Annotated in this window: 12 protein-coding genes; 3 read left to right on the top strand and 9 right to left on the bottom strand. The window is 51.3% G+C overall.

Annotation, left to right across the window (positions count from 1 at the left end; all coding sequences use genetic code 11):
• Nucleotides 1-6: 6 nt before the first annotated feature.
• From B157_RS0128800 to pbpC, 7 genes are all read right to left on the bottom strand, one after another.
• Nucleotides 7-804 (bottom strand): SDR family oxidoreductase, encoded by a 798-nt coding sequence (locus tag B157_RS0128800; RefSeq protein ID WP_020606778.1) that lies wholly within the window; start codon nucleotides 802-804, stop codon nucleotides 7-9.
• Nucleotides 798-1,850 (bottom strand): type III polyketide synthase, encoded by a 1,053-nt coding sequence (locus B157_RS0128795; protein ID WP_020606777.1) that lies wholly within the window; start codon nucleotides 1,848-1,850, stop codon nucleotides 798-800. The genes B157_RS0128800 and B157_RS0128795 overlap by 7 nt, the downstream gene beginning before the upstream one ends.
• On the bottom strand, nucleotides 1,847-2,560 hold the full coding sequence (locus B157_RS0128790; protein WP_026309037.1) for a methyltransferase domain-containing protein: 714 nt from the start codon (nucleotides 2,558-2,560) through the stop codon (nucleotides 1,847-1,849). The genes B157_RS0128795 and B157_RS0128790 overlap by 4 nt, the downstream gene beginning before the upstream one ends.
• A 41-nt stretch (nucleotides 2,561-2,601) precedes the next feature.
• Nucleotides 2,602-3,732, bottom strand: a complete 1,131-nt coding sequence (locus tag B157_RS0128785; RefSeq protein ID WP_020606775.1) for an NAD(P)/FAD-dependent oxidoreductase — start codon at nucleotides 3,730-3,732, stop codon at nucleotides 2,602-2,604.
• Between the two features lie 120 nt (nucleotides 3,733-3,852).
• Nucleotides 3,853-9,354 carry an alpha-2-macroglobulin family protein gene (locus B157_RS0128780; protein WP_425423217.1) on the bottom strand — a complete coding sequence of 1,834 codons (5,502 nt, stop codon included), beginning with the start codon at nucleotides 9,352-9,354 and terminating at the stop codon, nucleotides 3,853-3,855.
• A 100-nt stretch (nucleotides 9,355-9,454) separates the two neighbouring features.
• A complete protein-coding gene (locus B157_RS0128775; RefSeq protein ID WP_020606773.1) occupies nucleotides 9,455-9,895 on the bottom strand; it encodes a nuclear transport factor 2 family protein in 441 nt (146 codons plus the stop codon).
• 68 nt (nucleotides 9,896-9,963) lie between these two features.
• On the bottom strand, nucleotides 9,964-12,330 hold the full coding sequence (gene pbpC, locus B157_RS0128770; protein ID WP_020606772.1) for a penicillin-binding protein 1C: 2,367 nt from the start codon (nucleotides 12,328-12,330) through the stop codon (nucleotides 9,964-9,966).
• 106 nt (nucleotides 12,331-12,436) lie between these two features.
• Between pbpC and B157_RS0128765 the strand changes: the two genes are divergently transcribed.
• The gene (locus tag B157_RS0128765; protein ID WP_020606771.1) at nucleotides 12,437-13,834 is read left to right on the top strand and encodes an MBL fold metallo-hydrolase RNA specificity domain-containing protein; all 1,398 of its coding nucleotides are present in this window, start codon (nucleotides 12,437-12,439) and stop codon (nucleotides 13,832-13,834) included.
• A 63-nt stretch (nucleotides 13,835-13,897) separates the two neighbouring features.
• Here the strand turns inward: B157_RS0128765 and B157_RS0128760 are convergent, their stop codons facing one another.
• Nucleotides 13,898-14,104: a hypothetical protein gene (locus B157_RS0128760; RefSeq protein ID WP_020606770.1), complete on the bottom strand. Its 207-nt coding sequence runs from the start codon at nucleotides 14,102-14,104 to the stop codon at nucleotides 13,898-13,900.
• A 102-nt stretch (nucleotides 14,105-14,206) separates the two neighbouring features.
• Between B157_RS0128760 and B157_RS0128755 the strand changes: the two genes are divergently transcribed.
• Nucleotides 14,207-15,646 (top strand): BatD family protein, encoded by a 1,440-nt coding sequence (locus B157_RS0128755; protein WP_020606769.1) that lies wholly within the window; start codon nucleotides 14,207-14,209, stop codon nucleotides 15,644-15,646.
• Between the two features lie 62 nt (nucleotides 15,647-15,708).
• Nucleotides 15,709-16,788 (top strand): chorismate synthase, encoded by a 1,080-nt coding sequence (gene aroC, locus B157_RS0128750; RefSeq protein ID WP_020606768.1) that lies wholly within the window; start codon nucleotides 15,709-15,711, stop codon nucleotides 16,786-16,788.
• Nucleotides 16,789-16,797: 9 nt separating this feature from the next.
• Here aroC and B157_RS0128745 read toward each other — a convergent pair whose 3' ends face one another.
• Nucleotides 16,798-17,004 (bottom strand): hypothetical protein, encoded by a 207-nt coding sequence (locus tag B157_RS0128745; RefSeq protein WP_020606767.1) that lies wholly within the window; start codon nucleotides 17,002-17,004, stop codon nucleotides 16,798-16,800.
• Nucleotides 17,005-17,035: the final 31 nt, after the last annotated feature.

The following is a 17,035-nucleotide window of genomic DNA, read 5'->3' as shown; positions in this document are numbered from 1 at the left end:
TAAAATTTATTGAAGATGTTCACCACCGTTAACCGGAATAACCGTACCGTTAATCCAGGCGGCTTCGTCTTTACAAAGTAAATAAACTACGTTCGCCACATCACCGGGCGTAGTTAACCGGGCCATCGGATTTCGTTGCTGACTGTGAGCCAGCAAGGTAGCAGAATCAGGAATCATTCGTAGTGATGCTGTATCGGTAACCCCTGCCATAAGGCAGTTTGCCCGGATACCTAAAGGAGCCATCTCCAGCGCAATACTCCTTGAAATGGCTTCCAGTGCTGCTTTTGCCGCCGAAACGGCTGCGTAATTTTTCCAGGCTTTTGTGCTTCCCTCACTGGTAAAGCTAATAATTCGGGCATCGGGGGCAAACATAGTTTCCATCACCAGTGCTTTTGCCCAGTCATACAAACTGATGGCCATTGCGTCGATGGTTAGCTGAAAATCGTCGTGCTGAAGGCTGGGTTGTTCCTGAGCCAGCATTGGTTTCAGGTTGCCCTTCGCTATGCTGTGAACCAACGCCCTGATTTTTCCCTGCCCGCCCATCTGCTCACGCAAATTTTCAATAACGGACGTTCGCTTTTCGGCACTGGTCGCATCCACATTGAAATCAATACACTTGACTCCTTCCGCTTCCATCCGGCTGAATTCCCTGGCTGCGTCGGGGAGGTCTGCTTTTCGGGTTCGATGCACGATGCAAAGGTTCATGCCGTGCTGCGCCAGTTTCTGCGCCGTTGCCAGTCCCAGTCCTTTGCTACCGCCCAGGATAACGGCCCAATAATTATGTTGACCAAATTCGGTTACCATCGTAGCAAAACGCGCTGTGCCGAAAAACCCGGCCCAAAACTGAGCATAAGCCCGTACGTATCGGTAGGACATCCTTTGTCCATAAATTGTTCTAGTACATACAGGACCGTAGCACTGGACATGTTGCCGTATTTTCGTAAAACTTCCTTCGTCTCGTCGATGTTCTTCCCCATTTTACCGAAAATGTCCTGCACGACTTCCACGATTTTCCGCCCGCCGGGGTGGAAAATAAGGTGCTCAATATCCTCGATATTGAGTTGATTTTTGGCCAGGAACGGGTATATAATAGCCGGGAAATGTTCCGCAATGGTATCTGTCACGGCTTTGTCCAGAATCATCTGCAAACCGGTGTTGGTCAGGCCGAACCCCATCATGTTCGTAGCATCATAAAAGTGGTACATATCTTCGGCTACCACTTCCGGTCCGGTATCTTCTTCATGCGACGAAAGGAGTACGCAGGCGGCACCATCGCCAAAGATAGCTGCGCTCACGATGTTGGCCATCGAGTAATCGTCCAGCTGGAATGTAGCTGTTGGTGACTCTACCGCTATCAACGCGGCCCGCTTGCCGGGATTGGCTTTCAGAAAGTTCTTGGCGTAAATAATACCCGACACGCCAGCCGCGCAACCCATTTCGGTAACGGGAAGCCGAACCACGTCCTGCCGCATTTGCAAGTTGTTAATCAGGTACGCATCCAGCGATGGAATCATAATGCCGGTGCAGCTCACGGTAATCAGGTAGTCAATATCCGTCAGTTGCCACGTCGTTTTTGCCAGCGCGCTTTTCAGGGCTTCCTCGCCCAGTTTAATGGCTTCACGAGCGTAGATGGCATTTTTCTCGGCGAACGTAGTTTGTGCAAAAACCTCTTCCGGACTCATAACCGAGTACCGCCGGTCGACAGCCGCGTTTTCAAATATCTTCTTTACTTTCCGTTGAAACCGACTGTCCTGCCCGGCCAGCCAAACATCCAGAAAAGGTAAAATATCACTCGTATCGCGCCAATGTTGAGGTAATGCTTTCGCTACTGCTGTAATTCGTACACTCATAGGTTTTTTATAATCCATTGATAGCGAAACGCCCATCGCCAGTTGATACTGTACTCTTTCAGATGCAGCTGTCTGGAATAGTTCTCCAGGTCAGCCCGCTTAAAACCCCGAAGAATGGATGTCAGTCCGTCTTCTCTGGACATTCTGTTCAGCCCAAAAACGAAGCAGATGAGTTGAAATAACCGGTAGGGAATTGCACTCCGTTGCAGGTCATTGATAACTACGCCCAGCTTGGCTTGTTCCGATAGTAACTTCATCAGAGCCAAAATGGCTTCGTCCGAAAAGTGGTGAAGGGTTAGCGTACATACGGCAATGTCGTACTGTACCGCTTTAAACGCTTCGCTGAAAACATCCTGCACCCGGTAGGTTATCGAGGGATACTCTTTAGAACAGGCTTCGGCGTAGCTAATCGTATATTGGTTGGCATCGATGCCCAGAACCGAGATGGTTCGGTTTTCCTGCCGGGCGAAGTCGGCAATGGCGCGGCACATATCCCCATTGCCACAGCCGATATCCAGAATGGAAATGGGTTTATCCTTCGGCTGATTTTTTAGCAGGGCCTTTATGCCATCAAGTGTGATTTTATTGCCACCCAGCCACTGGTTAATCTCGGCAATTTTATCCAGAGCTTCCTTCAGTTCAGTGCCTTCCATCGAGAAATCATCCATTATCTCTTCTCTGGACGTGCGTTGTGTGGTATTCAATGACATTCGATTCGTCTAACTAATGAGGCAGTATCCCTGGTAACTTACTAAGCCGCAACTAAGGGATTTCCGTGCGTTTGTTTGATAATAAGCGGTAATATTCCCGGCGTTAGCTGCACTCCCTGCATCACGAGTGATGTGGCCAAAGGCGATTGCAGTACGTACTGTAGGGCACGCCCGGCAGTTAGTCGTTTGTTAAATTCATTCGTCCAGGCAAGGGTGTATTGTTTCTCTAAAGTGGCTCTGTCGAAGGCATGAGGCTGGTAATGCGTTTCAATCAGTTCAGACAGGATTTTGGCGCTGTGAATGGCCATGGCCATGCCATTGCCACAAAGGGGATGGATAAGCCCGGCGGTGTCACCACTCATCAGCACATGGTTTTCTACAGGCTGTTTTTTTGAGAAAGAAATCTGGCTAATGACCAGCGGCTTATCAAATAAAGGGGTAGCACTGGCGAAAAAGCGATTCAGAAAAGGGTTTTTCCGCAGTACACGCTCCTGAAATTCGGCTACATTTTTATACTGTTTGAAACTATTGTAATGGGCCAGATAGCAGGCATTGACGATGCCATCTTCCACCTGACTTAGGCCGCAGTAACCCCCCTCGAAATTATGGAGCGAAACCTGGTCATTAGGAATATCTGCCCGGTAATGGGCTTTGACGCCCAGCCAGGGCGATGCCTGCTGAATGAATGGCCGGTTTAACTGCTTATCCAATATGGACCGTTTTCCGTAGGCACCAATGACCAGTTTTGCGGTATATGTTTGCCCGCCGGTAGTGGCCACAGTAAACTGATTGTCATGAAACTGAACGGCCTCTGCCTGGTTTTGTATCGTCTGTACGCCTGAAAGAACAGCCTTTTGGTACAGCAAATCATCGAGCCGATACCGGCTCACACCAAACCCGCCCAGCGGTAGTTTACTTTCTACAGATTTTCCGGAAGCCGTGCTCAATTGAAACCGGTTGATTCGGGAAGGGTTGAGTGTATCGACCGATACCCTTAACTGGTCGAGATAGGGAAGCACCTCGTTTGATACGTATTCACCACAAACCTTGTGATGTGGATAGGACTGCTTCTCAATCAGAATTACCCGGAAATTCTTCTGTGAGAGATGAATGCCCGCTACCAGCCCTGCCAGCCCACCACCAATAATAATAACGTCGGCATCACACGGCATGAGAAAGTAGTTTTACAGCGATGGTTAGCAGGATTAAGTTCTGGCTGACTAACAACTTGACAAGGTAACATGTTCAGGTGATTCTTTTAGCAACCCTGTATGAACAGGGCTGCCAATTTCTTATTTCACCGTTAGTATACGCGCTCCATTATAACTCCGATATTCCCCGTTATACATGGCATCGGCCGAAACCGGCCCCACAACAAACTGCCCCCGCGAAACCGCCCGCGCCAGGTAATAGAACGATTTTTCGGTGCCGGTAGCCGTCGTGTAGAAGTTAATCCGGTCGTCGCGCAGGTCGAAATAATCGGGCGTGGCAGGTTTTTGGATCCAGGGCATATCACGCGGCTCACTCAGGCGTGGGTTTTCAACTTCCAGCCCCGCCGGGAGTAAATCCGTGACGACCACGTTCTCAATAGTCAGTCCGTTGGTACTAGCCAGGGTGATCTTTACCACGACCAGATCATTCTGCCGGATGTTGTCGAGCGGTTCTCCAGCCCGGCTGAGGTAAGACCGGCGAACCCGCAAACCGTTATATTCTTCGGTGATTTTTCCGTTTGCCGGGATGCCTTCGCTCTGGGCAAAGTAATACACGTTGCCAGTACCCTGAGCTGCCAGGTTGAGCGGGGTGTTTGTGGGAACTCTCTTGATGGTTAGCAATGGGCCGTTCAAGGCACCAACTACAGTTTTCCCTACCGAAACGGTCGCGGTAGCTGTGCTGTTTGCCGATTGACGGGACAGCTTCCCCAGCGCCAGAAACGCAAAGGAAGCCTCCTGCGTGTTGAGGTAAGTCGCCTGTTTCAGCGCTCCGGCCAGTTGCCGGGCCAGGGTTGGAATTTGAATGTTGTTGCCATCGGTTTCCACCAATACATCCAGCACCAGCGCCAGATTCCGAATGGGCGACGCGTAGCTACCCGCCGTTTGTCTGCCCGTTGTATTATCAGTGAATTTTTTGGGCAGCAGGGCCGAAAAACTGCGGGTGTCTCCCACACGGAAGAAGGTAGAAGCCAGCAGATACCGACTATCGGGCGTAAGCAACCCGCTGTTCTGTTTGTAATAGTTCATAGCCGACCGGTTGGGTTTACCCGCAATGGCCAGCGCATAAAGCGCATAGATATTGGTCCGGCTGGCCACTTTGCGAAAGGTGCGACCACCGGCTTCGTCGAATGTAATGTCGTTTTCGGTGGCTGGCCGGTTGGTGAGCGTGGTTAAAAAGTCGATGGCCTGGGTTGTAACCGAGGGACGTACTTCATAACCCGCTTCCTGTGCTTCGGCCAGAAAATGCAGCGCATAAGCTGTAGCCCAGTTATCTACATTGGCCCTACCCGATACCACGGCCATGCCCGGCCACATGCTGAATCCGCCACCGGGTGTTTGCAAACTTTCGACCGTCTGGATCGCCTGCCGGACATTGGTGGCCGGGTTTAAGTCGCTGTCGCCCGCCCGTACGAAATACGTGTTGGTATTCAGTTGTTTGGCCAAATCGGCGAAGTATAATTGCGGGAATGCTTTCGAAATTGTTTGCTCGATACAGCCATGTGGATACCCCAGCAGGTACGATAATTCCCGTCCGTACTGCACCACTGGCGACCGGCTTAGGGTAAGGCTGGCTTTTGACGTACCGGGCAAGAAACGGTCCGTCGCACGGTTTCCGGCCAGTTGAAGGGTCTGCGATTTTCCACCGGCTACAGCACCCGATACGGTCGTTTTTTGCAGGGAAGCCGCCGGGCGAACAGTAATCTCCGTCTTTTCGGTAAACGTTTCGTTTAGGCCGTTGGCCGTTATGGTAATCGTTCCGGCACCAATTGCCTGCTTTGCCGATATCCGGAAGATAGCCCGGCTCTCGCGACCGGGCTGAATGGTCAATTTCTGCGTACTGAGGCTGTCGGCTACTAGTGGCCCGGTCAGGCTCAGTTTGGTCGTAACGGTCGCTACCTGCTTTGTCGTATTGCTCAGGTTGACGGGTAATTCGAGTTGGTCGCCGGGAGTCAGAAAGCGGGGAACTCCCGAACTGATGACAATGGGATCGGCTACTTTCATGTTTGTGTTTGCCGACCCAAAGGCGTTGTCTTTGTAGGCAACGGCCATCACACGTAAGTCGCCCGAGAACTGCGGGATATTGACCGAGAATGTTGCTTCCCCATCCGAACCGGTCTCCAATATCCCGCTCCAAAGGGCAACCAACTGAACGCGGCCATTGCTGAGCGGATTGACCCGCTTCTCCAAATCGTACCCATCCCCCCCCACGCTCGAGGTGGACTTCAGCGATAGTTCCGGGTAAAGCAGGGCGTATAGATCGTGACTACCGACTTCCAGTGCCCGTTTCTGGTAAAAAAATCCGTGCGGATCGGGCGTTTTAAAGTTCTTGAGTTGCAGAATCCCCTCGTCGACCACTGCCAACGTTACCTGAGCGTTCTTAGCCGTTTTGACGGTAATTGTCTGTTTCGTTTTCGAGCGGGATTGCGTAGCGGCCGTGATAGTTACAGGTAGTTTTGTATCAGCGTCCTGCACCGGTACGGGGGCAAACCCGTGGGCTACCGTCAGCGGCAGATTCGTGTTATCAATGGCCCGAATCAGGGTCGCCGTTACGTACACGTTGGGCAGATGGGTACTACCTACTGAAAAGCTCCATTCGGCGGATTTGTTGGTGGTTTTCAGCCAGACCTGCTCCAGCACACTATTGCGCTCGACAGTTACCAGCAGTTTGCCATCGAAGGGAGCCTTGAAAAGGACCTTTGCTTTGTCACCGGTTTGATAAACCGGTTTATCGAGGGTCATGAGCACCTGTCCTTCCTGACTTACTTCAAACGATGACGCCGAAGTACTGCCGTAACCATACGCATAAAAGCCGGTGGCTGCGTAGTTAACAGCGTTAGGTCGGCGAACGCGTATCTCGTATTCACCCGAAACGGTGGGTACATATCGGAAACTGGCTTTGCCGCCTTTGAACATCAGCACGTTGCTGTAAACCGATTTTTCGCGCCGTTTGGTGGTGTATTTTATCTGCCCGCCGTTGCTTTCCTTTTCAATAACCGTCTGGTAATCGTAGCGCACGACGTCAACAGCCGCCGAGGCTGAAGCCCGTACTGTACCGGCTGGGTCGAGGGCTACGAGTTCCGGGCTAACAGGAGTATTGGTGGCTACGTAGCGGTCGGGCAGGCGGGTTCCGAAGAACGTGTCCTGCGTGAGGACATCCAACCGGCGAAGGCGATTGACGGGTCGGCCGTTCTCGTCAAAGACCGTGATGAACAGTTTGGCTTCGAGTAAACCGATATCCTGATACAGAGCCGGGATTGGGAATTTTTCGGTCGCCTGCCCATTGGCGTTGGTGCGCCCCTGCCGGACTTCTTTCGGGAAAACATCATCCTTCCCGGCATTGGCCCCCGATTGGCTGTTGGATATATCAAAATCGTACTCCTCAAAACCTTTGGGCGCGAAGGCTTTCCGCTTCAATTGCAGTTCCATCTCGTACGAACGGTCGGCGGCCGGGGGCCCAAACAGGTTCGTTGCTGTAGCGGAGAGTGTAATCGTCTGCCCTGATTTGTATGTGCTTTTATCAGTCAGTACATCCACCTTGATCCGGTCTGGCACGAACTCCTCCACACTAACCGACTGCGAAGCCAGTAGCACGTTGTTGGCGTTCAATACTTCGATGGAGTAACTGCCGGTTACAGTCGCCGGACTGAGTGGCACATCTGTCGTAACGGCTCCCTGTGCGTTCGTCGTTTTGCGAAACACCTGTAATTCGCGCCCGTTGGGCGTTAAGATGCGAATCAGAACGGGGATTTCGCCCACGCTCTGCCAGCTTTGCGACCGGATAACGGTGTTAAAATGAATCGTTTCGCCGGGGCGGTAAATGTCGCGGTCGCCATACACGAACGCGTCGAAACCCGATTCATTATCGTATTTTCCGGCCACATCGAATCGGGACGTTTCGACCTGCGTGTCGGGCAAAAACAGAAAGTTGAAGTCATCGCTGGTTCGGGCGGTGAGTAGGGCTATCTTGAAACCGGGGGCTTTCTCGGTCACTTTGTCGAACTTGACAAAGCCGCTGCCATCGGTTTTGAGCGTGTACACCGACTGATTGTTATTGCTTACCAGCGTTACCTCAACTCCCTGTAGGGGTTCTGCCGTGTGAATAGAATTGGCCCAGACGAACACCTCATTTTTGGTCTGGTGCGCCACCAAGCCAATATCCGACAGGGATACCAATTGATTTGCCTGCAAATAGGCTTCATCTTTTGAGTCGACAGAAACCAGATAGACACCCCTGAACTCATTATTGGCATCGGGCAGGGCCAGGTTCAGTGCCGAAACGCCCCGAACTTTGGGGAGGTCGGCCGTTTCAACGGTTTTGTTGACCAGCACCGTACTTAAGTCGCCTTGGTCATCGTCGCTGTAGTTGAACGTACCCGATGGGCCCCAATCGCCACTGGCGTTTTCCCGGTAATCTTCGTAGCGGTTGTTGCGGAAATAACTCAGGAGATTGTTTTCGTAGACCTTCGCAATTTTTACCTGCACGTTGGGTACGTTAACAATGTTCAGCCCCACATTATGTGCCCCCTTTGAGGACAGGTACAACGCCTTTTTGTTGGTAAACTGAATGCTGGCGGGCATTTTCCCGAAGAACAGGTCACGCGTTACCGGCTCTTCGAGTTGGGTGCTCAATTCACCCCGAATCTGGTCGGTCAGCGTCAGCACGTAGGTGTCAGCCTCGTTGAAATTACCCCGGATAATAAATCCGTTTTCGGTCAGTTCGGCCGTTGTTTCAACGGCTGGCTGGATGGTATATAACGCGCTCAACCGGCCATCGGCCTGCAACGTTTGCGTCGTAATGACCCGAATAATGCCCTGCGCGTTTTCATAGCTCGTTTGCACATCGGCAATATCAATTTTGAAGCGCGAGGGGAGGGTACTGGTTGCCTCAACCACCTCTTTGCTCACATAAGCCGTATTCGGTACTTTCACCCCCTTGTCGACCCTGACAAGCAGGGGCTGTCCATTCTTCTGCGCCGGGGCATTGGTGAGGGTCAGGGCCACCGTATTTGGTGCATCGCCAGGGGCCATTTGCAACGTGAGGGCTTTGTCGTCGGTGGTGACCGTTACCTTGCCGGCCACCTCTGCCGATGAAATGGGGTAGTTAAAGTTCAGGCGGGTTTTGGCTACAGGCTGCCCCGTTTCGCGCGACCGCGACCACCAGTTCTCGACGCTGGCCAATTGCAGGTAAGGCGTGTGAAACGCAATAGCATCGCCCGATATTTTCAGGTCTTTTTTATCGGATCGCTTCAGCAAATTGTCGGTCAGTTCGGCGCGGTAATCGGTGGCCGGGTCCAGGGCTTTGGTGGGCGAGAAGACTAGCTCGTTGGGGGCTGTCCACTTGAATTTTCCCTGAATAGCAGGTATAAAGCGCACGTACTGCGTAGAGTCCCAATCGCCAAATTGATTGGTAGGGCCAATGTTTTTATTGAAGGTAAACGTCAGGTTCTGGGTTTGTTGGACTACATCCCCAAAATTGCTCCCCACTACCGCTACCTCGTTAAAGGGCAGTCGGGAGCATTGGAGAAGTAATAGGGACAACAGACTGGAAAGTAGTCCGAATCGAGTGTAATACGGTAGGTGCATTTGCATGGTGGCAAGGGTAAAGGGCGGCCGAATATAAACGAAAAAACCCACTCAGAAACGATAGAGTGGGTTAAGTTTCGATGACCGGCTTACCAGATGGTTAGTTCGGGGTGGGCGTAAACTGAACGTTAACAATTTTCCAGGAATCACGCTGCTTTACACACACAACCGAGAAGGTAACGGTGTTATCAAAGGGCTGGCCCTGTACGTTTCCTTTGGCTTTCCATTTGCCGGTAACTACGGCGGCATCACTGTTATACTGGCGGGTGCGCGTGTCTGAAATGGCAGCGGTTTCGATGACGACAAAACCACCCCCAACGCCCTGCACCATCAAATCGCCATCAACCTGGTTACCGTCGAAACTAGTCAGACTGAAATCGCTGGACATTGTTTTACCAATCGCATTGCTATCTTCATCGAGTAAGGCTTTGAAGAACGCGTTGGTCAATATGAGCGGGTCCTGACTGGGGTCGGTGGCCGACTGAGCGAAGGTCGCTGTTGCGCATAGGTACGAGATAGCGAGTGCAAGTAATGTTTTCACGAATCGGCGAATGGCTTTAGATATGTAAATGAACTAACAACAGGAAGAAAAGCAAAATAAACAAATGGTTACTCATTTTTTACCAGCACCCGGATGTCACTGCTTCTGCCTTTGTCATCGGCGCAGGAAATTTTTAATATACCTGGCGTTGGTTTGAAAAATATGGCTTCGGTTGGTTTCGCCCGGTAGAACAATTTATCGTTCAGATACCAGAATACCATTTGTACATCATTAGGTGTCTGACAACTCAATTCCATCTCTACCGGTTGATTTGGGTTGATGAAGTACTCACTACCATCGTTCAGGCTTGTGATGTGCGGCCCTGTTTGGCTCTCGTTTCCGAATACCCGTTCGCAAGTCGGATTGTGCGGGGGAATTGGCTCAATTGGAACATGGCGACTTTGATAAAAGGCTGCCAGCTCCGGCGATAAATTCGGGTAGGAACGGCGGACGAAGCCCGAATCAGGACGGCACTGCACACAGTACGAAACCGTAGCCGATGGGTTGGTCAAAACGGCTTTCCGGTGCTGACAGATTCGGTACCGAGAAACACCTGTGATGTAATAATCTGTCGTTGGGTTCTGGCAAAACTCACCCGGGATATCGCCCGTTTCGGGGCAAATAATCCGCATCGACAGGTTGCTGGCTTCTTTGGGTATCCGGAACCAGCCCGTTGGTGAGTTGTAATCGAGTACGTTGAAGAGTTGGAACAGGAGCGGGGTAGCGGTGTTGGCCCCGCTTAGTTCGGGTACGCCAATGCCCGAAAAATTGCCAACCCAAACCCCAATGGTATAGCGTTGATTATACCCGATACTCCACGCATCCCGCCGACCGTAGGACGTACCGGTTTTCCAGGCAATGCGGGGCAGGTGGTAGCTGTTATCGAAGTTATTGGGCAGGTCCGGGCGTGTAATTTGCGTCAGTGTGTGCGTAACTAAATAAGCTGCTTCGGGCGAGAGCAGACTGACTCCGTCGGGTTGATTCAATGCAGTTTTCTGCAGGATCGACGGAAGGGTGAAATTCAACATTGACCATCGGCCCCCGTTGGCCAGTCCGACGTACAGGCGTGTCATCTCTTCCAGCGTAACGCCACAACCGCCGAGAATCATCGAAAGCCCCAGTTCTTTAGCCTGTCGTTTGATGGCCGAAAACCGGGCTTTTTGCAGGGTAGTTACCAACGCGGAGGTACCCATTCCCTTCAGCAAAGCCACGGCCGGGATATTCAGCGAATTGGCCAGAGCAAACTCCGCTGTAACCGGACCATTGAATCGCCGGTCGTAATTATCCGGTTCGTAGCCCCCAAAGTTGGTCGGCACATCGGTAAGTTTCGTTTTCGGCGTAATGACACCCGCGTCGAAAGCAAGGCCATATAAGACAGGCTTCAGCGCGCTTCCCGGCGACCTTACCGCCCGAATGCCATCTACCTGCCCACCGTCGAATGAGTTAGCAAAATCGGCTGAGCCTACGTACGCAATCACTTCCCGCGATCGATTGTCGACGATGAGTACCGCTGCATTATGAATGTTGAACGCCCGGATTCGATGGGCGTATCGCTCTACCAACTGTTCGGCGGTGGCCTGAATGGTTGGGTTTAGGGTAGCATTAACAATGGGAACATTCGGGTTTTCGGCGCGGAGCCGGTACGCCAGATGGGGGGCGCGTTGCGGTGCTTCCCGCCGGTAGTCCTCTAGTGGTTCATTTTTGGCATCCTGAATTGTTCGCTCATCGAAAAGGCTGGCCTCCCGGAAGCGCGTTAGCCAGCGGTTTCGCTCCTGCCTGACGAGTTCATTATGAATGCCCAGCCGCAGGCTCGATGGGCGATTCGGGATAATGGTCAGGGTTGTTAATTCGGCCAGGCTGAGTAGTATCGGGAGTTTTCCGAAATAAAGCAAAGAGGCCGATTTCAGGCCCTCAATGTTGCCGCCGTAGGGGAGCAGGTTCAAATACAGTTGCAGAATTTCGTCTTTTGAGTAATGAATTTCCAGCTGCACCGCCCGGAATAACTCGATAAGCTTGTTCGTATAGGTTCGATTACGGGGTTCCAACAGCCGGACGGTCTGCATCGTAATGGTCGACGCACCCGATGTTCGTCGGCCCGTCAGCAGGTTTCGGGTGGCCGCCCGCAGCATCGCGACCGGATTAAAGCCGGGATGGTAGTAAAAGTATTTGTCCTCTTTGAATAGAATAGCATCGCGCAGCGTAGGCGTAACCTCATTAAGTTCAGCGTACATACGCCACTTATCGTCGCGGCTCAGAAAGGCGTGCAGAATGGAGCCATCGCGTGCCGTAATCAGGGTTGAATACGGAACTGTGATGTTTACCGGAAAAGAAAAATCCAGGCCAAAAAAAATCAATAGGGCCGCTAACCCGGTTTTGACTACGGGAGATTGCCAGAAACGCTTTGCGATGATTTTGCTTTTTTCAACAGACAACATGACAAATCAGGGTAACTCTCCGTTTATTTGTGCGGCCCAGTAGTCACAAAAGAAACGGAGAGTTACACAAATAAACGGATAGATTCACCGAGAACATACCTAAACCATGACCATTCAATTTTTTGGGGCAGCCCGGACCGTAACGGGTAGTAAACACCTGCTCACTACGGCCAGCGGCAAACAAGTCCTGCTCGATTGCGGGCTATTCCAGGGCATCAATACCGATGAGCTGAACCAGCAGTTTGGCTTCGATCCTTCGCTGGTTGATTACATGGTACTTTCGCACGCGCACATCGACCACACGGGCTTGATTCCCCGGCTGGTAAGACAAGGTTTTCGCGGGCCCATTTATACCACCGCTGCTACCATCGACCTCTGCGAAGTGATGCTGATGGATAGCGCCCGGATTCAGGAAAATGACCTTCAGCGCGTCAATGAGCGCCGTATCCGCCGGGGTGACCCGGAACTGGAAGCATTGTATGATGAGACGGATGTAAAGCAGGCACTGGACCAGATGCAACCAGTCGATTATCGGACGCCGTTCGTTATCTGCGATGAGGTGACGGGACTCCTGACCGATACCGGGCATTTGCTCGGCAGTGCCGCTGTCAGCCTGACGATAAAGGAAAATGGTGCTGAAAAACACCTCTTCTTTAGTGGCGATATTGGCCGCCCCGACGATAAAATTCTTCGCTCACCCGACCCCTTCCCCCAGGCCGATTACATCATTTGTGAATCGACATACGGCGACCGGCTGCACGAAGCCGAACCGGATATGAAATCTCACCTGCTCCGTATCGTGCAGGAAACCTGCGTAGAAGGACGGGGTAAACTTATTATTCCTGCCTTCGCCGTGGATCGGACGCAGGAGTTGATTTACGCGCTCGACCAGTTGTCGAGTGAGGGGAGGCTACCGACCAAGTTTCCGGTGTACATTGATAGTCCCATGGCCGTGCTGGCCACGAAAGTAATGAGCGATCACGAAGATGACTTCAACCCCGAAATACTGGCTTATATCAAAAAAGACGGGGATGCATTTGACTTCCCTAATCTGCATTATGTAACGGATGTGAACGAGTCGAAAGCTATCAATGATAGTAACGAGCCCTGTATTATTATTTCCGCATCAGGCATGGCCGAAGCAGGACGGATTAAGCACCATATCAAAAATAATATTACCAAGCCCAATACAACTATCCTATTGGTAGGTTATGCATCGCCCAGTAGCCTGGGAGGTGCGCTGAAGCGGGGTGATAAAGAAGTGACGATTTTTGGGGAGCGCTACCCGGTTATTGCGCGCGTGGCCGTTATGGATTCGTTTTCGGCGCACGGGGATTACAAAGAAATGCTGCATTTTCTGAGTTGCCAGAATGCTGGTCAGGTAGAAACCGTTTTTCTGGTTCATGGTGAATATGACAAACAACTCGTTTGGAAAGAGCACTTGCAGGAAGCCGGTTTTCAAACGGTTGAAATACCGGAAATGCGGCAAAAAGTGACGTTATGAACCAATAAAAAACGCCCCCGGTTCTGGAGAGCCGGGGGCGTTTCGATTGGCCTGAGCCAGTTATCAGGTGTACCGTACCCGTCCTGCGAAACAACGGTTCAACACGACGCGATACACTTTGCCGAATTGATGGTAACACCAGCGTTTGAGTTGCTTAACTTCTTTGGGAATTAATAGCTTAATGGCCTTCGCCAATTCTTTTTGAAACAAAGAGCGGTCAAAACTCACCTTCTGAAGGATAGTTTTGATATATTCGAGCATAGAGAGCATAGGATATTGTTGTTTAGGAAGCTTAAGGATGGGAAAGAGGTTTACAGAATCTCTCTCTGTAGCGGTAACGATTTATTCGGGACTTTGTTGTTCAAAATTACAATGTTAGTTGCAATATTCCGCAAAATTCTTGCATTATTTTTCTTAAGTACCCTCATTGGTTTTGGGCAAACACCTGATAATACATTATCTATAGAGTTAAGTGTACTTACGTTTCCGCTCGAGCGACCTTTCACTATTTCAGTCACAATTCCGAACGCAGAAAAACGGGTAACCATTTCATTTCCTGACATTGACGGGTTCGATAAAAAAGGAATATCGACCAGTGTGACACCAACTGAAATAGACGGAAAAACGGTCACTAGCCAGATTATTACCCAAACGTATCAGGCGCAGGCAGCCGGTCGTTTTCGCTTACTGCCATTTACCATAGAGATTGACGGAGAAAGCGTCCATTCAGAAGGGGCAACGCTGGTTGTTCAACCCGCTAAGTCACCGACTGCTCCTCAAAATAATACCCTTGCCCTGGCCGAAGCGGCTTCTGGTAATGCCGCTTTTCTATCGCTCCGGGCCTCGCAATCGACTATTTACGCGGGTGAAGGAGTTGCCCTCACGCTGTCCTTTTTTGTAGCCGATAATTACCCGTACGAGCTAAGCTTTACGGCACTGGACCGCCAGCTACAGGCTATTACAAAAAAAATTCGGCCAGCCAATTCATGGGAAGAGAGCATGGCGATAACGGAGCTAAAGCCGGTTCAGGTCCTCATTAAAGGAAAGAAATTCAGGGAGTATCGTATTTTTCAGTCGGTATTTTTCCCGTTATCAAATCAAAACCTGAAGTTGCCAGCGGTATCCCTTCAGTTAGTGCGCCCACAGCCTGTAATTGGGCCACCGACATCGCAGCCGGAAACGGTCGTATTTACCAGCCGACCGATGGCAATAGTGGTAAAGCCTTTACCTGCGCACCCATTGCGTGGACGGGTGCCGGTGGGATCGTTTCAGTTGGAGGAAGGGCTGGAGCGACAGGAAGTGAATGTTGGGCAGAGTGTTCGCTACACCTTCACGATTGCGGGTGAGGGCAATATCGCGACCCTGCCAGCCCCAACTCTTGTAAACCAGGTAGCTGATTTTGATGTTTTCCCCCCCGAAGAACGGCATACCGTTGTCCAGAATGGTAACCAGGTTACGGGCCATAAAACATTCACCTATTTTATTGTGCCTCACCAAAATGGACTTATTTCGTTGGCGAATCACTTCCAATGGATTTACTTCGACCCGAAAACTGCCCGGTACGATACAATTCAGCCACATGTTGACCTACTGGTCGGCGGTAAAAAAAAGGCAGCCGGAGCACAGGTACTGATACCTGGTAGCCAATCGGAAACAGACGGGGCTTCGGCCGCTAACTCGTTGTACACGGGCATTGATACTATGGACAGCACCGAACAGCCAATTAGTATTTCGACGCTGGTTCGCTCCATCGCCAATGTGCTGATTCTGGTTATGTTGCTGGGGATGGTGGTAGTATTTTTTAAAAAATGAGATACCGAACGATGTACTGTCGAAACCGGTTCTTTCATCCAATATTGACTAGTTAAATACGCATGAGTAGTACGTACGGTAAATTATTTAAAATTTCTACCTTCGGTGAATCCCATGGACCGGGTATCGGTGTTGTCATTGATGGATGCCCCGCCGGATTATCGGTCGATACCGAATTCATCCAGCACGAACTGGACCGGCGTAAACCAGGGCAGTCGCGTATTACAACGCAACGGCGTGAAGCGGACGAATTTGAGGTTTTATCTGGTCTGTTTGAAGGCCAAACGCAGGGAACGCCCATCGCACTGCTTATTCGCAATACCGACCAGCGCAGCAAAGACTACGGCCACATTGCCGAACAGTTTCGGCCTTCGCACGCTGATTATACCTATCAGACAAAATACGGTTCACGCGATTACCGGGGTGGTGGCCGCTCGTCGGCCCGCGAAACGGCCGCTCGTGTTGCCGCCGGAGCCATTGCCAAATTGCTGCTTCAGCAACAGGGTGTTCAGATAAATGCCTACGTGTCGCAGGTGGGTAAACTTAAACTGGAAAAGTCGTATGCAGAACTGAATCTGGCCCTTGCCGAAGAAAACGCCGTTCGTTGCCCCGACCCCGCTATGGCCGAACAAATGTTTCAGTACATTGATGAAACCCGTAAGCGGGGGGATTCCATCGGTGGTGTGGTCGATTGCGTCGTAACGGGCGTGCCAACTGGCTGGGGCGAACCCGTTTTTGACAAACTCCACGCCGAACTAGGCAAAGCCATGCTAAGTATCAACGCCGTAAAAGGCTTTGAATACGGCAGTGGATTTGCCGGGGCGGAGTTATTTGGCTCTGAGCACAACGACGAGTTCTATACGGATGCCGAAGGTCGCGTACGAACGAAAACCAACCATTCCGGGGGTATTCAGGGGGGCATCAGTAATGGTGAGACCATCTATTTTCGAACAGCCTTCAAGCCAGTGGCTACCATCATGCAGGACCAGGATAGTGTTGATGTCCACGGGAAGCCCGTAACCGTTTCGGGCAAGGGGCGGCATGACCCCTGTGTGGTGCCTCGTGCGGTGCCCATTGTAGAAGCAATGGCGGCTCTGGTACTGGCTGACATGCACTTACGCAACAAGGTGGCGCGGGTGTAAAGACACAAGCTACTTTTTCTTTGAGAAAGCGGCATGCATAATTACATATCCCAGAAAACCAAAGCCTGCGGCCTGCGCCAGAATACCGATTGTAAATAGTGTTGGTGTTACGTCCCACCCTGCACTGCGTCCATAAGCGCCCAGTACAATCAGTACAACACCCACCAGCCAGAATACGGCGGCCAGTACTACGAATTTGTTACGGATAGTAACCATATGCAATGAAAGTTAATGTTCAACCCTGCTA

The organism is Spirosoma spitsbergense DSM 19989 (assembly GCF_000374085.1).
In the GTDB taxonomy this organism is placed as follows: Bacteria; Bacteroidota; Bacteroidia; order Cytophagales; family Spirosomataceae; genus Spirosoma; species Spirosoma spitsbergense.
Note: the sequence above shows the minus strand (reverse complement) of the source record. Positions and strands in the feature narration are given on the sequence as shown.